We start from the raw sequence: 23,155 nt of genomic DNA on the forward strand, positions 1-23,155 counted from the left end.
CCCTTCCTGTCACCTCTTTGTCTCCCGGTCTGGCTTCGTTTGTGTTGTGTTGGATGCTGTCGTTACAGGAACAGCAAGAATTTCTGCAACAGAACCGTCACCGAACGTAACGCGCCATTCAGGAGCAAGCTTCAATCCATCATTGGTCAGCTCCGGTTGATATACGGGAGTCAGATCTCGAATCGTCTTCCCTTTGCCTACAGTCTCCAGTCGCTTCTTCAAGGGCTCGCCGCCCGGCAGCATAACCTTCTTCGAGGATTGCTCTCCTCCCTTGAGATACAGCAACGAACGTTCATAGACAGAAGCCGTTTCCTGCTGGATTTGCAGCGAAATCGTACCAAAGCGGAACGATGGTGTGTCGAGCACTGGATAAGCACCATAATACTGCTGAAACATCACAGATGTACGATTTTCATCACTGCTTCTCAATTTCAGCTGATACGAAGCATCCCAACCGCCATGCTGATTCACGAAATCAACTGCGGCCAGCACATCCCTAATCGGGCTGCTTCCACCCGCTCCTGGCGCACTCGGATCGGTATAGCTCATCCAACGTTGCTCCTGCTTGATTTGCAGACTACGTTTGCTATCCGTATAAATTTGGGAGCCGTCCTTCTCCTGAATATTACGCGTAATCCCCGGATCGAAAAACAAATTCCGCTGCATTTGCTCTGTCGTAAACAATCCAGCATACACTACAGGCTGCGTAGTTTCCAGATCATCCACGGGAATGTAGTACTGATTATTTACCAGCTCGTACAACGGGGCATTTTTACCGAAATTCACATGCTGGCGGATGTCCTCTACTGTCATATCGAACTGGTTCGCCTCATACACCACATCGCCTCTGGCACTGAAAAAGAGCGCGTGTGGCTTGGCATTCTTTTCGTCTATATAGATCCAAATGCGGTTAATCGTCTCTCCCTGAAACACCGAATCCGGCGTCAGACGCATAACCCGCTCCAGTAATGAAACCGGGACTCCGCCTGAAAAGGATAATTCGATGCCTTCGTTTTCGCTGCGAATCTGCGCCCAGTCCGCCGATTGAATACTTCGACGTTGAAAGTTGTTAAAGCTTCGGCTTTCCAGCCGTGTATAAATTAAATCGTAAAAAGTAACACCCGGATAAAAAACGGTATGCTTCTTCTCACCTTGGTGAATTAGCATCTTATCAGGAAACACAAGGTTCTCAATCTTTTCCTCCTGCCCCATGCTTTCGGTTTTGACATAGTTCGTTTCTGAAGTGAGTACAGAATCACTGCCTGGAAGGCGGTAAATTAAAAAATAAGTCTGTACCAGGCTGGAAGCAACCAGCAAAATAAGCGTCCAGGACTTCAAACGTTCCTTCACTGTGCTTCCCTCCCTTCACTCGACATGGGTAGCGTAAAGGTCGTACAGGTTCCCTGACCGTATTCCGACTCCAGAAAAATCTGGCCCCCATGCGCCTTTACAATTTCCCGGGCAATCGACAGCCCCAGTCCCGTGCCGCCCATATTGCGCGATCTCGCCTTGTCTACACGATAAAACCGTTCAAAAATCCGGTCCAAGTCTTTTTTGGGAATACCAATTCCGGTGTCTTGTACCGAAATGGACAGCATTCCCTCACTGTTGCGGCGAGCTTCGATCCGAATACTTCCGCCATCTGGCGTATATTTCAGCGCATTGGACATCAGGTTGTCCAGCACCTGCTCAATTTGGTCCCGGTCGATCACGACTTTACCGATTCCCTGCTCTACGAACATCCCTGAGCGAATGTGTTTTTGCTTCATTTGAAAAGAAAACCGATCTGCGACTTCGTCCAGCATCTCCATCACATCCGCTGGTTGCATCCGCAAAGGCGCCTCATTGGAATCAAGCCGTGACAGATGCAGCAAATCCGTAACCAACCGGATCATACGCTCTGTCTCGTTGCGGATCACGCCCACAAAACGCTCTGCGAGCTGCGGTTCAGCCATCGCGCCGTCATCCAGCGCTTCAGCGTAGCTGCGGATGGTCGTCAACGGAGTGCGCAGCTCATGGGATACATTCGCTACGAATTCCCGCCGTGTCGTCTCCATCTCCTCCTGCTCCGTCACGTCCTGGAGCACGGCAATCGTCCCCGTAATGCCAATTTCCCGCCGATGAATCGGCGTGAATGTCACACGGATGACGATGGGTTCATCCTGACCAGCTGGCTCCAGCTGCAAGAGCGTGGAGGCCGAAGAACCGCTATACAGGGCCTCGGTTTCCTCCGGGTCGATCCCCAGCAGTACCGCGATATGCCTGCCGGTCATTTCGTTCTCGTTCACGCCCAGCATGGCGCTGGCCCGACGGTTGACCAGAATGACCCGGCCATTGTCATCAGTAGCGACCACACCGTCGCTCATATTGGTCAAGATGGAGGAGAGCTTCTCCTTCTCCTCTTCATTTTGGGACAGTGCCTCACGCAGACGGCCTGTCATATAGTTAAAGGCCACGCTGAGCCTACCGATCTCATCTTCACCAAATACAGGCATCTGCTGGTCGAATTTTCCCTCGGCAACCTCCGTTGCATGGCGTGTCATCACCTTGATCGGGTGCGTAATCGTATGGGCCAATACCACGCCCAGCACAGCCGTTAGCGCCAGCGCAATGAGCATACCTGAGAGAAACACATTGTTAATGCGTTTCATCGTATCGTACAGCTCGGTCATTGAAGCGGCGATGTATACCGCGCCGACAATCTTACCTTGGCTGATGACAGGCTTGGCCACGACCTTCTTGCGGACATTGTCCTCGTCCACCATATACTCCTCGTTATCTCGGATTCCTTGGAGTGCGCGGCTAACTACTGTCTGCGTATTTTTACGTCCAACATAATCGGCATGTGAGCCTTGAGAAGTAATTAGTACCTTACCACTGGCATCCAGCACCTGAATTTCCGCGCCGCTGAAATCGAACAAATTATTCACGCGTGCACGTAGACTTTCCACGCTGTCCTCTTCCATTTTGCCGTCGCTGCCACTCAGATCCTGCTCCGCCAGCACGGACAGCATCTCCGCTCGTGCTTGCAAATCCTGCGTAAAATTACTCGTGAGGGAGTTCTTCATCGAGCTGACAAAATAGACCCCAATCAGCTGCATAGCCACCAAGATCAGCAGCACATAGATAATAATCAGCTTTGCATGAATGGTGCGAAAGAAAGACAGCCATCTCATGCCCGCAGGCCACCTTTGCCCCCGCTCACGATATATCCAAGACCACGGCGTGTCAGGATGGTCTCCGGTTTGCTCGGGTTCTCCTCAATCTTCTCGCGCAACCTCCGAATGGTCACATCTACTGTCCGCACATCCCCGTAGTATTCGAAGCCCCATACCGCCTGAAGTAAATGCTCCCGCGTCATGACTTTTCCGGCATTCTTCGCCATGTAGTGCAATAGCTCATATTCGCGGTGCGTCAGGTCAAGCGGTGTTCCGTTTTTGTAAGCTGTATACATGTCCGTATCAAAGAAGAGATCGCCCACGCGCAGCCCCTGCTTATCCTCCTGCGGCCGGCTTTCCGACTGGCCTGCCCCGCCGCGTTGCTGTCTGCGCATCTGTGCCTTCACCCGTGCCAGCAATTCCCGTGTGCTGAACGGCTTTGTCACATAATCGTCCGCGCCCAGCTCCAGCCCCAGCACTTTGTCGATTTCGCCGTCCTTAGCGGTCAGCATAATAATCGGCGTCTGGAGCTGATGCCCGCGCACCTCGCGGCATACATCCATGCCGTCCATGCCCGGCAGCATCAGGTCTAGCAGGATCAGGTCAGGCTGCTGCTTGACCGCAATATCCACCGCGCTGATTCCATCGAAGGCGCAAATCACCTGGTAGCCCTCTTTTTCCAAATTAAATTTCAAAATATCAGCGATGGGCTGTTCATCATCCACTACCAGAATCGTTCCCTGCATACAGCGTTCACCTCTTCTCACGGATCATAATCTATAATTAACTTTCGTTTGTCAGTACCTATAAGATGTTTATTCTATTCTATCATACCCGTGAGCCATTCCATTACTTCTCTAGACCCTTTTCTTTACGCAGAAAAAAACCATGTCTGCACCTACTGTTAAGCATGCAGAAAAACATGGCCTTTCCCTTGATCTTCATGAATCACGTACATTTCAATATAAACTACAAACCTATCTTAAATAGGTCATTGGATCTTGTGGTGAATTATTTTTACGGATCTCGAAGTGAACATGCGTGCCTGTTGAGCGTCCTGTGTTTCCCATAATACCAATGGCTTCACCCTGCTGAACAACCTGTCCCACATGAACCCCAATACTGCTCAAATGTCCGTAGACGGTTTGATAGCCGTTGCGATGATCAATCATAATGACATTACCGTAGCCATTCTGCTGACCCGCAAATGTGACGACACCTTCATCGGAGGCCTGAATGGTATGATCGCCAACCAAATCAACACCTTCATGCATACGTCCCCAGCGCCCACCGAAACTGCTCGTCATTACAGCACCCGCAGTCGGCCAAGCGAACTGTCCTGAGCCTTCTCCCACGACCTTCGTTCCTCTTAGAACGACCTCAGTAATAGACGGCTGCAGCACCTTTTGACCGAGCCATTCCTCTTGCACGACCTCACCGTTCTCCTTGGTCAAACGATAGTCCATCTCCTTAAGACCTGCTTGTCCCGGTCTGACCACTTTGGTAACTCCTGCCTTCAGTTCATCGCTCTGACGAATCTCAACCTCAGGCTCGATGGCAATCTGTTCGACGACCTTCTCTACTGTCCGCACCGTAACCGGAGCCTTTGGAGCAGTAAGCTTCAATTCGTCCCCAATTTGCAAATACAGTTCACGCAAGCCGGGATTGTTCTGCTTAATCTCCCAAGCGGTCATATTAAATTTAGTTGCAATCGATGACAGAGAATCGCCCTCTTGCACTGTATACGTGATAGGAGCCTCACGCCCCTCAGTCAACACTTTGACTGCTTCTGCCTCCGTCAGCACCTTGTTCGGGTCTGCTTTCACAGGCTCGTACGCGATTTTCTCACGGATACTTGCAGACTCCAGCCATGCTTTGGGGGTTTTAGTACTAGCACTCGCATGGCTGCTGCCTACGGATGTTTTGCGAACCAGCCCCTTGATGCCTGTAGATGTTCCCTCACCCACAGGTATGTACTTCTTCCGTACTTGCTTTAAAGCCGCCTGTGCAGTCGCTTTGTCCTTTACAATGCCAACCGTCTGACCGTTGATCTTCACTTCTACCCCTTTGGCGTACGCTGTCAGCATACCGTCCAATTTCTTCAGCGTGGCCGCACTGTCGATATCCGCTTTATATGCCTTCTCAATGTCTGTCGTTACCGCGCTCGTATTGAGCACCATATCCACGCCGGGATACTTATCCTTATACTGTTTGCTCTTCGTTGCGTATAGCTGTTTAAGTTGTTGCTCATTCAAGATATTTCCGACCTCGACGCCTTTTACATAAACTTTATAATAAGGAACTGTGTTAGCCCCGACATACTGATTACTTGCAAAAATAAGACTGCCTGCAATCACCACACCACCTGCCGTCCAGCTCAGCCATTTTCTCCGACCGCTCAACCACCTTGCTATTTTCCCCGCTTCCACAGCAGACTTATCTGCAACGTTGGAAGCTGCATTCCTGCTGTCTGGTGAATCCTGCTCCTTCAAAACCTTCATGACTCTCTCCTTTTCAGCATATCTTATCTCTATATAAATGCGTTCATTATTGGTCTTTCACACTATGAATCTAGCCTGTATTCACAAGTATCTATGATATTAGTCGCTATCTACCATTGCATAGTTGCGTAAAAGGTTTCAAAAATTTAACCTTTTCACAACACTGTTTACTTTAACATAGCCTTTACAAAGAATTCAACTACACCCCAATTACTTCCTGACACGCAAAAAAATCCGCGCATGGCGCGGATTCTACAGTCCTATTTTGAGCATAAACATTGCCCATGAATTCATCGTTTATTATTCAGGATTTTGCAAAATACTCATTTAAGCATAGACATCAACTTGTTATATTCCTCTTTGGTCAAATACTTTGCAAGCACCTGCTGAATATCCTGAAGCTCCTGCTCGGTGAGACCGCCTTCCATCGCAGCTGATATTTTCTGCATCTCCTCTGGCGGCAGCTTATTCATCAGAATCGCAAAAATTTCCTGCTTCTGTGCAGCCGGTAAGTTGTTCTTCTTCTCCGTCAAATGGTCGGGCGTAATCACTAAATCATGGCCTTCAATACTCGTTTCGGGTGTAGTTGTACCTTCTGCCTGCTTCCGTGACTCGTTGCCTGATGTTCCGGCCGACGTGGCCCCCTCCTGAGATACCTTGCCATTGGCTGCGCCACCAGCCTCACTTCCGCTTTCTTCTAAGCCCTGTCCCATGACAGGCAACGCATCATCAGGCGGTGTTACACTTCCCGAGCCACTTCCTGTCGTCTTGTTCTTCCCCGTGTCTGTGCTTTGGTCAGTGCCAGCACTGCCTTTTAGCCAACCCAACCCCCATATGGGCTGATGATCAAGCTGAATGTTAAACTGCCGCAGCAGCGATTGAACATAAGCATTAACGACTACACCTGTCACTGCCAGCGTTAGTGCGCTAACCAACACGACCGTCATTCCTTTTTTAAGCAGCCATCCAAGCCACCTCATATCCCGTTACCTCCTTATACGCATCTTGCCATGTGTGTATCATCATGAAGTGCATATAGATCAGTATTGACGAGATATGACGATTTTTAACCCATGGAATATGTAAAACTAGCACAATTCAATAGGAGATGCCACATTCTGATTGAATCAGCGCGTACGACGCACCCAGAAACGGAAAATGTCACTGCGGACATAATCCAGAGAATACAGCACCTGCCTGTTCATTTCATCATAGTGAAGCTGCTTCAATAGTAATACCGTAGCCTGCGGATGCTTCAACAGACGCGTCATATGTGCGTCGTCATAGTTTGGAACGGTAAGCTCGGAATACGCTCCGACGATTCGTACCCCCGCCTTGAACTCAAGACTCTGAAAAAGCGAGCCTGAAAAAGAGTCACCTTCCAAAATGGGACTAGCTAATTTCTCAGGCATCCAGTTTATAGAGTGGGCTACAGCCTCTCCGTTGGCAGTGCGTGTACGCTCCAGAACAATCATCGGCTCATGCTCGGAAAATCTCATCTGTTCGGCAATATCAGGAGGACAAACCGAAATTCTCTGAATGGATTCCAGCTGCTCGTCTTCCCGTAACCCTGCCGAACGAATCATGTCCCCGATGCTGTACAGGCGGTCGAGGGAGCTTGGAATACTCGGCAGCGGGCAAGTCGCAAATGTGCCCCTCCCGTGTTTTACTAGTAGCTTACCTTCCGATTCCAGTTGGCGAATAGCTCCCCGTAGCGTCGTACGCGAGACACGAAACGATTGGGAAAGTGCAGTTTCCGACGGCAGCCGATCCCCCGGACCCATTTGATTAACCTTCATATATTCTTCTATACGCCGCTTTATGTTCTCTTGTTTTGTTGACACCGTCCGAAGCCCAGCCTTTCTATTGTGTTAAGCCATATAAATTGGATTCGTAAAAGCAATCATCATCACACAGTCTTCCATGCAGCCGTAAAGCTCCGCTCGTATCCAGCCCTTTCCTAGCGGATTCTGCAATGACAGCGTATATTCTCCTGTTTGGGCGGGGATCTGAATCTCCGAGCATATGCCTTGACTACTTGTCAGCAGAAGGCGAAGATTCTGAGGCTTGAGGTTGTAATGGGCTGCTCTTGCTTCCACATCCAATTGAACCGTCACAGATAATGAATCCTCTACAGTCAGCTCTATACATTCGCCGATGTGATAACGATGTTCTCTGCCCTTAATCTGCGCCCACATCGTTAGTAGCGGTCCCATCGTAACCGATACTGAACCGTGGCGAATCGCCTCAACTGCCCGGTCTGCTAAGCCTTCTCGCTCTTCTGCTTCATCATGAATCCCCAGATACGTAACAGCTGGAAGCACATCATCTGGTTTAGATACATGCCAGTCCCGACCGCTTACCGCAGTGATGCGATACCCCTGATTCAACAAATCGGTCCACATGGCAAACGCCCGCTGGCTATCCCGCTTAATAGATGGCATAAGCGTTGACCAGACCTCTATATAATCCACCTCATGCCAATCCTGAATCGTGTATTCCCAAAAGCACCCCGTACAGATCGGACTTCCGATCCTGAACGGATGGGCAATCCCTACAATCCCTCCCTGCTCATGCACCTGTCGAATCCCCTCATGGATGTCATCTGGTCCCAGCACACGCCAGTCGATAAAGCGGTCAACCCCAAGCGTCAGCATATGCCCGTAAAAGGTCGTCCACTCCATCCCTGAAATGATCGGGAGACCGAACTGCCGCTGAACCTGTTCCTGATCCGCAAGTGCCGATTGCGTGTTGTGATCCGTCATAGCGATGCATTCAAGCCCCAGATCCACTGCGCTTTGAACAAGCTCTTCCAGCGTCTGCTTTCCGTCGCTGTGAAGCGTATGGGTGTGAAGCTCAGCTGGAATCCATTTAAGCATATGCTGCTTCCTCCCCCAATACATGAATTTGGTAGGCAAGCGTCTCGGTCACAACGACATGCAGACTGACCGTAATCCGCCACATGCCTGCCGGATTATCTCCTGCGAGGAATCCCGGCGAAGCCGCAGACGAACCGAGCCAATGCTCCTGCTGCATCTCGGGACGGTGCGCATTTCCCCGGTGACGGAGAGGATCATCGACAGACAGCGTTAATAAATTTTGCAGCGGTATATACTTCTTCCATAGATCGGATGAATGCCCTGGCTCGTCGTATCCATATTTGCTCATGCTTTCCTCAATGATTCCTCGTGCTTGTTCTTGATCCTCCAATAACTTGGGCGTGTAAGAGAAGTGGATACGGATCGTTTCAGTCGGCTGTGGAATATGAAAAGAGTAAGTAATATGGCTCTGGGTGCAGGTTCTGTCGACCGTTCCTTCCACATATAGTAGTCTGCTCATGACTCCCCATCCTGGCTAGACGGTTCATCCACAACATGCTTTACCATATCCTTCACAGTATGTTCTTCATCACCCGACATGTCTTTGTCTGCCGTCCACAAAACACCTACGGGTTGAAGCCGTGTCAGCTCAATCACCCGGTCTGTACGAATACCTGGAAACTGCGGGAGATTATCCTCGTTTAACGTAAAGGCACACAGTCCAGCCACCTCCATGCTGTCCGCACCGCCTTCTAGCAATACGGCTCTGATTTCAGCTATATCCTCAAGCACAGCCTCTCCAGATAGCTTGACCGTGGTAGAAAAATGTGACTCTGCCCCCTCATAAGCGGCTCTAAATTCCCCGAGTCTCAGATCATGATGGCAGGATGAATACCACTGCTCCGAGCCGTGAAGGCGAAGCTGGACATCGACACAGGCATCTTCCTCGCGCCGATTGAAGCCAGGCTTGAACCCTGAAGACAATTCTCTGCGCGAATCCCGTAAGGGACGTTTTGAAGTCTGGATAAACACATAGCTACGCTGGTGTGCAAGTGTAATGGAAGACGCTCGTGACGGCATTTCCAGCTCCTGCTGACGTTCCATCTCCCACCCCGTGACCTGATAGGCAAAAGGAAAACGGCTCATGACCGCCTCACGCGGCTCTTCCTCTGGTTTCCACTGGAAAGCAGGCGGTAGCATAAAACGATAGTCCGATGAAATGTCATCCTTAAAGTTTCCATTGGTTGTTGCGGTTTGGAGGACAGGATGCCCGCCCAGATCATAATTACCATTAAACGCAGTCGTAATATGATGTGCCCCCTGGAAAACAGCTTCCAGAACATTGTCCTCTGCATCTAGCTCGACGCGGTACATCCATTCGATATCAGTGGTTCTTCCCCATTTGCTCATAAGTAGCGGCGCGGGCGTTCCCTCATCTTCATGGCTGAACATCATCTGGTATTCAATGACCCTCTTCCCCTCGTTCACTTCTATGGAATAGAACAAAACAAGCGGTGTATCCGTAAAGCGATTCTCATAGGGATGTGACAGATTGCGGCCATATAAAAGCGGGGTATGGCGATAAATCAGCGCTCTTGGAGAGGAATCAGCCACACAGCGCAGTTCAACCCCGTCAATCCATGCTCGAGATACAAGCGGAGCCGATTCCAGTTCGCGAAATTCGGCATAGACCTCATAGTCGCCTTCTTGTAGATACCCCAACAAACGGGTATACACTCCCTGACTGCTACCATAGTACAAAATGACATCTTGATTATAGGCTTCGTTCAGGTAGAGGCGTACGAAGGCAGATTCTCGATCTGCCGCGGCCCAGTCACTGTCTGATCTGGCGAACAGATCAAGCTCCGCGTATCCGTCTTCTGGCATGGAAAATGTAAACCGGAATCCGTTTCCCGGACTGAGCTCAACCTCGGCCTTGTGTAAGGCAATCCGATAACCGCAATCCAGCAGATCCTTTTCCCACGCTCGCCCACTAAACCCGGTAATTTGCACCTCTGCTTGGCTGTTCATCCCTGTAACCTCCTTAGTGTATAACGGCGGTCTAGCTGGCATCCGCATCCTTCACCATTGTCCGAATATAAAAGTAGCCCATAAAAGAACACAGTAAAAACATAAACACTGCCATTGCACTGGCCGTATGCGTCTCCTGATAGCTAGAGAACACCTGCTGCATCGCAACACCGAGCACTTGTGGTGAGTTGGCACCGATCAGGAAGGGAGCCGTAAAGCTGCCCATGATTCCCATGAAAATGAAGGTCACCGCAACCCACATCGTTTTGTAGGAAAGGGGTAAAATAAAGCGCCCAAACAACTGCATCGTGCTGGCTCCAGCATCTCTGGCGCTTTCGACGACAGCGTTTGGAATGCTGGCAAGTGCCGAGCTGAGCAGCATGGTTGCGAACGGAATGTTGAACCACAAATTAGCCAGCACCAGCCCTTTGTAGTCATAAATAATCCTTGGAATCGTTTCAATGCCAAGCGGCAGCAAAAGACGTGCAGCCCAACCGTGATTTCCATACATGGTAATGATCGCATACGTTGCAATTACACCGGGAACAAACATCGGAATAAAATACAACCGGCCTATCCACTTCACGACAACCCCTTTGCCGAATCTCAGATAAATCGCCAAAGCATAGCTGATGACCAGAGTGAGGGCCGTCGAGACTAACGTGACATTAATTGTATACATGATATTTCTACGCATGGCAGGTTCCGTGAACAGCCGAATATAGTTGGCTAGACCGTAGCCCGTTCCATACTGATCAATCAAGCTTTCCTTCACGGCATAGAGAATCGGAATAATAACGACGACCAGCAAAATGAGAAAAGACGGGATGACCAGGGCAAGCCCCAGCATCCCCCTTTTGGACAATGAACTCATGATCAACCGCCCGCCACTTCACTTTGCCAGCGTTTGTAAATTTCCTGCTGAAGCTCTCCGCTGTTAAAGCTACGATATCCAGAAGATACACTGTTGAATTTCTCTTGCAGTTCCGTTGGCATCAGATTCCACTTAATCCCTGGATAGCCGTACATTTTGTTAATAACCACCGTTTGCGCTTCGGGCGTCAGTATATAGTTCAAAAATTCCTGAGTTGCTTCTTTTTTGGAGGAAAGCGAAGGAACCATCAGATAAGAGGGGCCACCTGTAAAAGCAGGGTCGATCTGTGTCAGTTTCACCGTGTCTGGAAGCAGCCCTTTAGCCAGTTGTTCGAGCGCCATATCAGACCAGGCTGGAACCATGTCAACCTCTCCACTTGCTAAAATATCAAGCGTACCTTGGTTCTTCTTAGGATAGACTCCTTTTTGGTACATTGAAGGGCCCAGTTCCTTGAGCAGCGAGAAGCCTTGATCCCATTTCTTCATATTTGCCGGATCATCACTGTTCATCGCCTCTGGAGGAAGGAAATTATAGATAACCGTATTCACAAACGAGCTACCTGATCCACCTGTAGACGGATCATTATAGGCAAACTTGCCCGGATGCTGGCGAATCCATGTATACAGCTCGTCGGCTGTTTTCGGAGGTGTCGCTACTTTTGCACTGTTATAGGCAAGAACAACCGAAGAGGCACGGTATGGAATGGCCTGATTGTTCACCTGCTTGAGATACGTTTCATCTACATTCTTCAAATTTGGAACCTTGGTAGCGTCCACCGTTTCCCACAGTTTCTCGCCCACCCCTTTGGTGATGTCATCCAGACTGCCTTCGTACAGGTCGATATCTGTATCGGTTTGCCCGCTTTTCTTGGCTGCGATCAGACGATCCAGTGTAGATGCGCCTCCGGTCCCTGCTGGCAAATACACCAGTTTGACCTTAACGTGATCATTTTTAGCTTCAAAGTCCTTGATTAACGTTTCCCACAGTTCTTTGACGTTCAGAGACCCTCCAGTGTACAAGGAAATTTCCGTCGTTCCCGTAGCGGCTCCCGCTTTTGTAGACTTGGCTTCCCCTGTAGCCGTGGCGGCATTACCACCGTTTCCACAGCCAGCCAACAACGATAAACTAAGTACCCCTGCCAAAACCAGACCCATATTCTTTTTCCCAAACACGTTGTTGCCTCCTTTAGATAGTTGCACAAGTTCGCAGCATCACCAGATGATGCGTTCGTGATGGACATTGATGCGATATAGAGGTTGATCGTGAATCTTCATTGTGCTGCTGGAAAAGTAACAATTTTACTGAAGCTGAATCTGATGTGCTCTCCACTGCGCAGCTCGGCCGCTCGTTCACGCGGCACAAACATTTTCAGATGATGGGTACCGCTATCCAGCGAAACTTCCGCATAATGCCCGAGAATCATCACTTGTCTGATCGTTCCGGCCAGAGAGCCATTTTCTTCCGTTGTCAGAACAATATCCTCTGGTCTTACACCAACCATGGATTCACCTGTGTATTCATGCTCTTGTGCAAACGGTATTCCGCTCACAGAGACACTGCGACCTGTGCTCACCCCCTTTAATAAATTGATACGGCCAATAAAACCCGCTACAAAAAGTGACTGCGGCTTGTCATAAATCTCCTGCGGTGAAGAGAGCTGCTCAATCCGGCCCGCTTTCATAACGACGATTCGGTCGGAAATAGACAGCGCCTCCTCCTGATCATGGGTGACGAACACCATCGTCATCCCTGTCTGGGTCTGGATATCGCGCAGCTCCTCTCTCATCTCCATGCGCAATTTGGCATCAAGCGCGGAAAAGGGCTCGTCCAGCAGCAATACATCAGGCCTTAGCAGCAAAGCCCGAGCGAGTGCTACCCGCTGCTGCTGACCTCCCGAGAGCTGTCCCGGCGTTTTACGCTCTGCGCTCTCTAGCCGAACCAGCGCTAGCGCTTCCTTCACCTGACGGTCAATTTCTGTCTTCTTCACCTTTCGAATCTTCAACCCGAAAGCCAGGTTGTCATACACGGTCATATGCGGCCACAAATTATAGCTTTGGAACACCATAGCCGTCGGACGCTTTTCGGGCGGCAGCTTGAGTACGCTTTTACCCTGAATCTGAATGTCGCCACTGTCCGGGTCCAAAAAGCCGCCAATGGAGCGAAGCACGGTTGTTTTACCACAGCCGGAAGGTCCCAGCAGTGTCACCAGCTCTCCCTTCATCACGTCAAGTGAAATGCCCTTGACTCCGTCTCCTGTCTTGAAGCGCTTGGTTAACTCTTGAATCGATAATTGAATGGGCATTAGCTTAGGCTCCTTTTTCAGGATTTTGCAAACTCCTCTTTTGACCAATTACGTTATTTCACCTGAAATCCGCCTGCCAGTACATCGGCACTTACAAAACGCTTGGCTGCCAATAGCAGAATGATCGTTGGCAGGGTAAGAATGACAGAAAAAACAGCCCCCGTTGTGCTCGGATAATCAGCAATGATGGAATACATGATGACTGGCATTGTTTTATAGTCCGGCGTTCCGACAAGGAGTGTCCCTTGTGCTTCATCCAGTGAAGCAAGAAAGGTAAAGATGGAGGCAACCACAATGCCGGGCAGCGCCATAGGAAAGGTGATTTTCCAAAACACCCGAAATGGTCCGGCTCCAGCATCCCGCGCCGACTCCTCCTGTGCACGATGTACGCTGCGGAAGGCAGAGGATGGAATCCAGGTCATATACATGAGCGTGTTTACCATATGGATAAGCACAATGCCTGCAAAGGTGTTCATCAACCCGAATTGGTAGAATAGTACGGCAATGGACACATACAAACCCATTTTCGGAAAAGCATGCGTAAGCAGGAATGAGAAAAGAAACCACTTACTGAGCGGGAAAGAAATTCGTGCAAAGGCATATGCAGCAGGAATACATACGATAATGGAGCAGACCGTAACGGTAATGGCAATCAGGAAGGATAGAGAAATCGAGCTGAGTACATCATCCTGGGTAAGTACAAACTTCCACCATTCCAGTGACAAGCTCTGCGGAAGCGGTGCAGGATACTGCCATTTTCCCGAAACCGCCAAAAGGAGAAGATTGGTTAGAGGCCCTAGGAAAAAAATGACGAAAATGACAAGCACGATGAATTCCACAATTTTGCGTGTGCCGAGTGAGCGAAGATACCAGTTCATAATTCATCCCTCTCAAGACGTCTAGACGTCCGAATCTCTTTTCTATTTGGATTATAGAGAGGGTTTGTTATCACAAATCGACAAGGAAGATAAGATTATGTAAAGGGGGAGGAACCATTTAACACTTCACAGAACAAAAAAAGAGAGAGGCTGCTAACAGCCTCTCTCCTTGAACGTGTATCCATAGCTATATCATTTTTGTCCTACAAATAAATCGGAAGCACTTGATTCGTTTGATCGCGATTACGTCCAACCGAGAAAATAGCAATTGGGATACCTGTCAGATCAGACACGCGTTGTACGTAATTGCGTGTAGTCTCAGGCAGTTCCTCCAGCGTTTTCACGCCAGTGATGTCTTCGCTCCAACCTGGCATTTCTTCATATACCGCTTCGCACTCCGCCAGCATTTTCAGGCTAGCCGGATAATGCGTAATCACCTCGCCGCGGTACTTGTAACCTGTGCAAATTTTCACCGTTTTCAGGCCAGTCAATACGTCCAGCGAATTCAAGGAAAGACCCGTTAATCCGCTGACACGACGGGCATGACGCACAACGACGCTGTCAAACCAACCTACACGGCGAGCACGACCTGTAACCGTACCGTACTCATGTCCTGTTTCACGAATGTAATCGCCGACTTCATCGTTCAGCTCCGTCGGGAAGGGTCCATCACCTACACGAGTTGTGTACGATTTAGCTACACCGATGACTTGTTGAATCTTGGACGGTCCCACACCGGAACCAATACATACGCCGCCAGCCGACGGGTTAGAGGACGTAACGTATGGATACGTACCTTGGTCGATATCGAGCATAACACCTTGCGCACCCTCAAACAGTACCTTTTGATTAGCGTCAATTGCATCATTCAACACGACAGACGTATCGCCTACATAAGGACGGATAAATTCAGCATATTCCAGATACTGTTTCAGTATTGCTTCTACATCCAATGGCTCGCCGCCATATACCTGTTCAATCACTTGATTTTTTTCTTTCGTTTGATGGCGCAGCTTCTTTTCGAATTCCTCTGCATCCAGCAAATCAGCAATACGAATACCGTTACGTGCAGCTTTATCCATATAAGCAGGGCCGATCCCTTTACGAGTAGTACCAATTTTGTTAGGACCTTTGCGGTCTTCTTCCAGCACATCCAGCGTCATATGGTACGGCATAATAACATGTGCACGGTCACTAATGACCAGATTTTTTGTGGAAAAGCCATTATCATGAATGTAAGTAATTTCTTCAATAAGAGCGGCTGGATTTACTACCATGCCGTTGCCAATAACACACTTTTTATCTTCATAAAAAACGCCGGATGGAATCAGGCTCAGCTTGTACTTTTTACCGTCAATGAGAATCGTATGACCAGCATTGTTTCCGCCTTGGTAACGGGCCACCACTTCAGCGCTTTCCGCCAGATAGTCCGTGATTTTACCCTTGCCTTCGTCTCCCCATTGTGTTCCCACAACGACTACAGTTGACATGTTTCATTCCTCCGTGGAGTGCCCACAGACACTCTGATTTTGAGCTGACACACTACGCATATCCAACTTCTACCGCCTGAGCGATCAGATATGGAGCGTTCTCGGACAGCAGGAAAAAACGTCCGTCGCAGACATTCCGTAGGTTCGGAAAGCCCCGGGCGTAATGTTCTCCCCACTGCGTTGAAGCAGCACTATAAGTGTAACAGCACCATTTTTTAAAGTCAAATAAAAAGCGAACATTATATTACATGAAAATAGTATTGTTCGTAATTGAGAGTTTCATTCCTTATATGAAAATACGTGAATCCTATAAAAAAGGACCCTTTCGAGATCGCGAAATCCGCGTCGAAAGGGCCTTTTCTAATGATACTAATATGTTATCCAGCGAACGCATCCGAATGGGCACGCTCGTAATTAGCGAATTTATTATAATTTTTGAGAAAGACCAACTCTACCGTACCGACCGGGCCGTTACGCTGCTTGGCAATGATAATCTCAATAATATTCTTCTTTTCTGTTTCCTGATTATAGTAATCATCCCGGTACAGAAACGCCACGATATCAGCATCCTGCTCGATAGAACCCGATTCCCGCAAGTCACTCATCATCGGCCGCTTGTCTTGACGCTGCTCCACACCCCGACTCAGCTGGGAGAGGGCAATTACAGGCACTTCAAGCTCACGAGCGATTTGTTTCAATGTCCGTGAAATTTCCGATACCTCCTGCTGCCGGTTCTCGCCTGCTTTGCCTCGTCCGTGAATAAGCTGCAAGTAGTCAATTACGATCATACCCAGTCCCTTTTCCGTCTTGAGACGGCGGCATTTGGCACGGATATCAGCCACAGTGATGCCGGGCGTATCATCGATATAGATTTCCGCCTCTGACAAGGCTGCAATACCCATCGTCAGCTTCGCCCAATCGTCGTCGCCTTTAAATTCACCTGTCCGCATGACGTTCGCGTCCAGATTGGCCTCGGCGCAAATCATCCGCTGCACGAGCTGAGCGGCCGACATCTCCAGACTGAAGATGGCTACTGTCTCTTTTGCCCGAACCGCAACGTTTTGCGCAATATTCAGAGCAAACGCTGTTTTACCTACGGATGGACGGGCGGCCACAATGATCAAGTCATTGCGCTGGAAACCCGCCGTCATCTTGTCCAAATCAACAAATCCAGACGGAATCCCGGTTGTATTGCCCTTGTTCTGATGCAGCAATTCAACGCGGTCAAACACTTCCATCACGACATCGCGGATGGCAATAAAGCCACTACCTGAGCGCCCGTTGGATATCTCCATAATCTTGCGCTCAGCATCGCTCAGCATACCAGCGACATCCTCGCCACTGCTATAGCCTTCGCTCACAATCTGCGTAGCTGCACGAATCAAGCGACGAAGCATCGCTTTTTCTTCAATGATCTGGGCATAGTAATCCACGTTAGCCGCTGTTGGCACCCCGTGAGCCAGCTTCGCCAGATAACTGACACCGCCGATATCCTCTAGCTGTCCCTTGTCCTGAATTTTCGAGGTCAGCGTAACCAAGTCAATCGGCTGTCCGGATTCACCCAGCTCAATCATTGCTTCGTAAATCATCTGATGAGCCTTATCATAAAAGTCCTCGGTCTGCACCCGCTCCATTGCGGTAATCAGTGCTTCAGACTGGAGCAAAATAGACCCGATAACCGCCTGTTCAGCCTCCAGATTTTGCGGAGGAATCCGATCAAAAAATTCGCCGCCCATAATTATTCTTCAGTCACCTGTACTTTCAGCGTAGCTTTGACCTCAGGATGAAGCTTAACGGTCATTTGAGTCACGCCCAACGTACGAATCGGTTCTTCCAGCTCAATTTTGCGTTTGTCCAGCTTGATGCCAGTTTTAGCTACTGCCTCCGCGATTTGCTTGCTTGTAATCGCGCCGAATAGCCGTCCACCTTCACCAGCCTTCGCCTTGAGCTGAACCGTTGTCTCTTCCAGCTTTTTGCCAAGCGCTTGCGCCTCTTCCTTTTCCTCTTGCTTGCGCTTTTCCTCAGCAGCATTCTGATTTTCCAGCGTCTTCATATTTCCTTCTGTCGCTGGGCGGGCAACACCACGCGGCAACAGGAAATTCGCTGCATAACCGTCCGACACTTCCTTAATTTGCCCCTTCTTGCCTTGGCCCTTCATATCTTTAATGAATATCACTTTCATTCAAATAACCCCTCTTCCCCATCAATTTCGGCCAGCACGTCGACCACTCTGCGCTTAGCTTCCTCCAGCGGGCAATCCAGCTGAACCGCCGCATTCGTCAGATGTCCTCCGCCGCCTAGCCGTTCCATGACGACCTGTACGTTCATGCGTCCGAGTGAACGGGCGCTGATCCCCACCAGGCCGTCAGGACGTTCACTGACCACAAAGGAGGCCAGTACATCCGTCATATTGAGTAATGAATCCGCCACCTGAGCAATCAGGAGCTGCGGTATTTTCTGTCCGGGCTCAGTTACCGCAATTGCGATATGCCCATATATCATTTTAGCATGCTTAATAATTTCCGCCTTAGCAATATATTCATCCAAGTCCTCTTTTAACATGCGCTGGATCATTACTGTATCTGCTCCGCTACGCCGTAAAAAGCCGGCTGCCTCGAATGTACGCGAGCCTGTATGCAGGGAAAAATGCTTGGTATCCACCGTAATCCCTGCCAACAGTGATGTTGCCTCCAGCGGTGTCAGTTGGACCTTCTCATGGATATATTGCAGCAGCTCGGTCACCAGCTCACAGGCCGATGACGCATAGGGCTCCAAGTAGATCAGAACCGAATCGTTAATAAATTCCTCACCCCGACGATGATGGTCGACAACCACCACCCGACTAGCCGTTTGCACCAGACGCGGCTCAATCGTCATGGAGGCCTTGTGCGTGTCCACCACGACCAGCAGACTGTGCTCAGTCATCAGCTGAAGCGACTGCTCTGGCGTCATGAGCGCTTGCGATAACTTCTCATCCTTGTTTACCTGCTCCATCATTCGGTCGATAGACGGATTGGATTTATCCAGTACGATATGTGCCTCTACATTGTAAAGTGCCGCAGCCTTCCACACACCGATGGCCGCTCCCACCGCATCCATGTCCGGTATTTTGTGTCCCATGATCAGCACGCGATCGCTCTCCTGCATCAGATCACGCAGCGCATGTGCAATGACCCGGGCACGTACTCTGGTCCGCTTCTCGACAGCATTGGACTTGCCTCCGTAAAAGGACAGGCGTTGTCCCGCCTTCACTGCTGCCTGATCGCCCCCACGTCCAAGTGCCATATCCAGACTGGACTGGGCCAGCTCGCCTAGCTCCTTGATGCTCTCTGCACCGAAGGACAAGCCAATACTCAGTGTCATCGGTACTTTCAAATCCGCTGTCATTTCCCTTACGGTATCCAGAATGACGAATCGACTTTGCTCCAGCTCCTGAAGCGCTTTATGATTTAGCATAATGAGATAACGCTCAGAAGATAATCGACGCAAATAAATATTGTACTGATTAGCCCAGGATGTAATCTCGCTTGACACCTTCGCAATAAGCGCGGTGCGTTGCTGATCGTCCATCCCCTGAGCAGCCTCGTCCATATTATCGAGCATGACGATACCGAGCGCCAACCGCTCGTTTTCATACTGCTTGCGTAGCACCGCCAACTCCGTGACTTCATACAAATATATCAGACGCTCATCGGGCACGATCAGAAACTGATAATGACGCTCATCATGCTGTAGCTCCACCTTCAGCTCACGAGTAGGCTCCTTTGTTTCCTTCTTGGTGCTTAGAGCACCTGCGAGTTGAGGGAACAAATCTTGAAGAGACTCACCAATCAGTGATTGCTCCTCGAACATCTCCCCGGCAAACCGATTGTGCCATTCTACCGTTCGATTTTCACTGTATAAAATGATGCCGAACGGCAATGCACTAATCGCTTCCCCTTCTACCCGCTTGATCCGGAAGGAAAGACCGCTGATATATTGATTCAGCTCCCGACGAAAATCCAATTCCGTCTTCAGCATCAGCCCGCCGAGCAAGAATGACAGCAGCAGTCCCATCACACCCAGTTCCCAGTTGTACATGGAAATACATATGACAAGCACCAGCAGCAGTAAAAACGCCCAGACCGTCTGATAGCCGTGCCAGCGTTTTTGTAGAAATTTAGGCATGACTGTTCACCCTATTTCTTTGATCTTGTAATAGCTTCACGCAGCGGAAAGGCCAAATCAATAATACCTATAATGCGGAGCGGCTGGAACACCAGAACGACGAGCGACAGCAGCAACGCAATCACCGGGCTCATTTTACGGCTATGCGTCCAGAAGTATACAAAACCAATCGTCTGGATAATAAAACATGCATGAATCAGCGGTAGCATACTAATGGAAACCATTTGAATCCAGCTGCTATCGGAAGACCCTGCTATCCATTCAATTACAATTGCCAGCAGATAATACCAGATCAGCGCGCGCGGTAGCCTCCACTCGCGGGCAGGCTTCATTTTGCGTACCGGTACATCGAGACTGCTCAGTGCCGGACGTGCCAAAGCATGCGTAATCACCGCCAGTATGAACGAGGTCACGATCAGCACATACGGAATTTTTCCAATCAGCATTGTGCCGAGTTTCTGCGTATCCTCTGCCGTCCAATTCATGTTTGAAAACATCGGATTAGTACTCAAAACCTGCTGTACAATACTTGCCGATATCGTAGCCTGATCACGAAGGTACTGCGAAAGATCAAATCCAAAGGAATACGTAGCGATAAACAGAACAACCAACAACTCGGCTAAAATAATGCCCATTCCGGTCATCAACGCTTGAAAAGCAGGTCCTCCCTTTTTATAAATCCGTCCCATCATGATTGAAGGAATCAGAAAATAAATCGCAGGGAGCAGCGAATACACATCGAGTAGCGCTATAATGAACAGCACCGGTATGACGTGGACCAGAAATCCTTTGAAAGGCAGCGATGAAAACAATACAGCGCCAGGCACAATCAGCAAAAATACGGTAATGATTCTTAATGGTGTCAATAGAGTCAGCAGCAGAAGCAAATAAATGACGCTCCATGCTACAGTTGCCAAGCGGAATTTCAACGTTTTCACCTCTTACGCATATGTTCTTCCAGTGCGGAAATGTCCTGATACCAATCCTCCAGCTGGTGTCCTTCTTTTCTGTGCTTTCTTAGCTTGTCGATGAGTAGGTCATCCAATTCACGGTAAGACACTCCAAGGCGCCTCCCCAAAATATAACTGCTCATCACCAAACTCGCCAAACAATCACCAATGCGGGCTGTACTGCCTTCCCACATCGCCTTAAACAGACGGGAGACTTGGTCAAGCACCTCTGTTTTAAGCCATTCAATAACCTTGGCTCGTTTAACTACATCCATTTCTTTAGGCATATGATGAAGAGTCACACCCCTCTGAAAAAGCTTTATTCTCCATTATAGCATATCCTATTCTGAAAATAACTGTTACCCCATAGGGTAAATCGTTATTTTCGGAGCAGCCTTGCTGCTTATTTTAGCTTGAAGTATTAAGCGATTCCCTGGACACAAATTTTTCACAATACTCAATAATCTGGCTACGACGTACAATGCCAATAAACCGTTCCATATCATCTACAACGGGCACAAAGTTCTGTACCTTAGCCAGATTAATTAAATCCTCCATGTTCGCGTCAATGGATACAGGCTTCATCGTAACCCGCAGCGGAACGTCCTTAAGCATAAACTTAGAAGCGTTTTCAAAGGTGATTTTCCCCTCGGACTCTTTCATATGCCACAACAGATCACCTTCTGTAACCGTACCTGTATATCTACCTTCCTTATCCAAAATAGGAACCGCTGTAAAACGGTGATATTCCATCCGTTCCAACGTTTGCCGTAAAGTAGCATCCGCCGTTACATAAGCAACTTCCTGTTTGGGAAGCAAGAAAAAAGCGATATTCATGAGAAACGAATCCCCCTCAAAATCAAATATAAATCAATTGATTATTCACTGAATGTCCTGCTTGTCGGGAAGCCTCAGCGTCTGCGGGGTTGTATCGGAATCTAGCCAGTTGGCAATCATGAGTCTGGCATATTCAAGTTCCTGTTCATTAGGCCGGTCATAATACAGGCCCTTCTTCTTGAACCCTTCACCCGTAATCGTAAAACTTGAAATTTGTGGATTCCCCTGCGAAATAGCTTGCTTGCCAAGCCCAGTAATAAAAGTAGGTTCCATATCGGTTTTAAAATTGGCTCCCATAATATCGAGCAGCTCCGGGATCTTGGTAATTCCGTTGATATTCAGCAGCTTATCCGCCATAGCGTTCAAAAATATTTGCTGCCGTTTTGTACGGTTGAAGTCGCTATCTTCCCGATATCTAACATAATACATGGCTTCCTCACCATTATAAAGCGGCTTGCCCGCCTCAATACGGAACTTGATATGCAGCGGGTTCTTATTCTCAATGGGCTTGTCGATTGGAAGCACAACTCCACCCACTGCATTCACCGCCTCCTGAATACCCTGGAAATTAATCGTAGCATAATAATCGGCCTTATGCTCCATCAACTTCTCAACTGTAGCCATGGACATATCTTCGCCTCCGAACGCATAAGCATGCCCCAACTTATCAAAATCATCCTCGCCATCGCGATTCGGATCATGTCCGGCAATCTGTACGTAGGTATCCCTTGGAATGGAAACCAAAAGCACACGCGATTCCGCGGGTCGTACTACTGCATACATAACCGTATCCGAACGACCACGCGCCTTTTCATTTGGCCTTTGATCTGTACCCAGTAACAGCACCGAAAAGGGTTCCTTACGGTAAGCTACTGTCTCTTGTTGCTGCTGTTCCCCGGATTGTCGGGGCTGATAGGATTTCTCCAGCTTGCTTTCCAACGTCGGTGATACAAACCAATCAAAAGCCACCAATGTCAACTGTTTGCGGAACAGGTAGCCTCCCACTGCAATCAAAAATAAAACAATACATGAAATATATAGAGCGGTAAACCTCTTTTTCTTTTTGGTCTTTCCACGGGTCCTTCTCTTATGTCTTCTCTCCATAACAGGTACCTTCCTTCTTTCCGTCACAAATCCCATCTCTTCAT

The 23,155-nt window shown here is 49.0% G+C and carries 21 protein-coding genes; all 21 read right to left on the minus strand.

All coding sequences use genetic code 11. The features are described 5' to 3' along the window. Nucleotides 1-9 precede the first annotated feature (9 nt). The 21 genes from MKY75_RS25125 to MKY75_RS25225 all read right to left on the minus strand — a co-directional run bounded on the left by MKY75_RS25125 (nucleotide 10) and on the right by MKY75_RS25225 (nucleotide 23,111). Nucleotides 10-1,350 (minus strand): YycH family regulatory protein, encoded by a 1,341-nt coding sequence (locus tag MKY75_RS25125; protein ID WP_029518930.1) that lies wholly within the window; start codon nucleotides 1,348-1,350, stop codon nucleotides 10-12. Then, nucleotides 1,347-3,176 (minus strand): cell wall metabolism sensor histidine kinase WalK, encoded by a 1,830-nt coding sequence (gene walK, locus MKY75_RS25130; RefSeq protein WP_340887018.1) that lies wholly within the window; start codon nucleotides 3,174-3,176, stop codon nucleotides 1,347-1,349. Before walK ends, MKY75_RS25125 begins: the two co-directional genes overlap by 4 nt. Beyond that, entirely contained in the window at nucleotides 3,173-3,904 is a 732-nt protein-coding gene (yycF, locus tag MKY75_RS25135; protein WP_039272089.1) for a response regulator YycF, read from the minus strand. The genes walK and yycF overlap by 4 nt, the downstream gene beginning before the upstream one ends. A 231-nt stretch (nucleotides 3,905-4,135) precedes the next feature. Beyond that, complete coding sequence (locus MKY75_RS25140) at nucleotides 4,136-5,659, minus strand: M23 family metallopeptidase (RefSeq protein WP_340887019.1); 1,524 nt, start codon at nucleotides 5,657-5,659, stop codon at nucleotides 4,136-4,138. 323 nt (nucleotides 5,660-5,982) lie between these two features. Then, nucleotides 5,983-6,639: a hypothetical protein gene (locus MKY75_RS25145; protein ID WP_340887021.1), complete on the minus strand. Its 657-nt coding sequence runs from the start codon at nucleotides 6,637-6,639 to the stop codon at nucleotides 5,983-5,985. A 147-nt stretch (nucleotides 6,640-6,786) separates the two neighbouring features. Beyond that, nucleotides 6,787-7,503, minus strand: coding sequence for a GntR family transcriptional regulator (locus MKY75_RS25150; RefSeq protein WP_340887022.1), 717 nt, complete (start codon nucleotides 7,501-7,503; stop codon nucleotides 6,787-6,789). 27 nt (nucleotides 7,504-7,530) lie between these two features. Beyond that, nucleotides 7,531-8,538 (minus strand): CehA/McbA family metallohydrolase, encoded by a 1,008-nt coding sequence (locus tag MKY75_RS25155; protein ID WP_340887024.1) that lies wholly within the window; start codon nucleotides 8,536-8,538, stop codon nucleotides 7,531-7,533. Further along, complete coding sequence (locus tag MKY75_RS25160; protein WP_340887025.1) at nucleotides 8,531-8,998, minus strand: hypothetical protein; 468 nt, start codon at nucleotides 8,996-8,998, stop codon at nucleotides 8,531-8,533. Before MKY75_RS25160 ends, MKY75_RS25155 begins: the two co-directional genes overlap by 8 nt. Continuing rightward, entirely contained in the window at nucleotides 8,995-10,509 is a 1,515-nt protein-coding gene (locus tag MKY75_RS25165) for a hypothetical protein (protein WP_340887026.1), read from the minus strand. Before MKY75_RS25165 ends, MKY75_RS25160 begins: the two co-directional genes overlap by 4 nt. Before the next feature lie 31 nt (nucleotides 10,510-10,540). After that, nucleotides 10,541-11,383: an ABC transporter permease gene (locus MKY75_RS25170; protein ID WP_165178318.1), complete on the minus strand. Its 843-nt coding sequence runs from the start codon at nucleotides 11,381-11,383 to the stop codon at nucleotides 10,541-10,543. Nucleotides 11,384-11,385: 2 nt separating this feature from the next. Beyond that, nucleotides 11,386-12,555: an extracellular solute-binding protein gene (locus tag MKY75_RS25175; RefSeq protein WP_340887027.1), complete on the minus strand. Its 1,170-nt coding sequence runs from the start codon at nucleotides 12,553-12,555 to the stop codon at nucleotides 11,386-11,388. 98 nt (nucleotides 12,556-12,653) lie between these two features. Then, on the minus strand, nucleotides 12,654-13,685 hold the full coding sequence (locus MKY75_RS25180; protein ID WP_340887028.1) for an ABC transporter ATP-binding protein: 1,032 nt from the start codon (nucleotides 13,683-13,685) through the stop codon (nucleotides 12,654-12,656). A gap of 53 nt (nucleotides 13,686-13,738) precedes the next feature. Next, nucleotides 13,739-14,563, minus strand: coding sequence for an ABC transporter permease (locus MKY75_RS25185; RefSeq protein WP_023991134.1), 825 nt, complete (start codon nucleotides 14,561-14,563; stop codon nucleotides 13,739-13,741). Nucleotides 14,564-14,766: 203 nt separating this feature from the next. Continuing rightward, entirely contained in the window at nucleotides 14,767-16,053 is a 1,287-nt protein-coding gene (locus MKY75_RS25190) for an adenylosuccinate synthase (RefSeq protein ID WP_029518946.1), read from the minus strand. Between the two features lie 377 nt (nucleotides 16,054-16,430). After that, entirely contained in the window at nucleotides 16,431-17,789 is a 1,359-nt protein-coding gene (gene dnaB, locus MKY75_RS25195; protein ID WP_023991136.1) for a replicative DNA helicase, read from the minus strand. 2 nt (nucleotides 17,790-17,791) lie between these two features. Next, complete coding sequence (gene rplI / locus MKY75_RS25200; protein ID WP_013312788.1) at nucleotides 17,792-18,235, minus strand: 50S ribosomal protein L9; 444 nt, start codon at nucleotides 18,233-18,235, stop codon at nucleotides 17,792-17,794. Continuing rightward, on the minus strand, nucleotides 18,232-20,220 hold the full coding sequence (locus tag MKY75_RS25205) for a DHH family phosphoesterase (RefSeq protein ID WP_340887029.1): 1,989 nt from the start codon (nucleotides 20,218-20,220) through the stop codon (nucleotides 18,232-18,234). The genes rplI and MKY75_RS25205 overlap by 4 nt, the downstream gene beginning before the upstream one ends. An 11-nt stretch (nucleotides 20,221-20,231) precedes the next feature. Beyond that, nucleotides 20,232-21,149, minus strand: coding sequence for a DUF2232 domain-containing protein (locus MKY75_RS25210; RefSeq protein WP_340887030.1), 918 nt, complete (start codon nucleotides 21,147-21,149; stop codon nucleotides 20,232-20,234). 5 nt (nucleotides 21,150-21,154) lie between these two features. Continuing rightward, nucleotides 21,155-21,457, minus strand: coding sequence for a MazG-like family protein (locus MKY75_RS25215; RefSeq protein ID WP_013312791.1), 303 nt, complete (start codon nucleotides 21,455-21,457; stop codon nucleotides 21,155-21,157). Between the two features lie 121 nt (nucleotides 21,458-21,578). Further along, nucleotides 21,579-22,007 (minus strand): CBS domain-containing protein, encoded by a 429-nt coding sequence (locus tag MKY75_RS25220; RefSeq protein WP_340887031.1) that lies wholly within the window; start codon nucleotides 22,005-22,007, stop codon nucleotides 21,579-21,581. Between the two features lie 45 nt (nucleotides 22,008-22,052). Continuing rightward, the gene (locus MKY75_RS25225) at nucleotides 22,053-23,111 is read right to left on the minus strand and encodes an LCP family protein (RefSeq protein WP_340887032.1); all 1,059 of its coding nucleotides are present in this window, start codon (nucleotides 23,109-23,111) and stop codon (nucleotides 22,053-22,055) included. Between the last annotated feature and the right edge of the window lie 44 nt (nucleotides 23,112-23,155).

The organism is Paenibacillus sp. FSL L8-0663, from assembly GCF_038008125.1.
Lineage (GTDB): Bacteria > Bacillota > Bacilli > Paenibacillales > Paenibacillaceae > Paenibacillus > Paenibacillus polymyxa_D.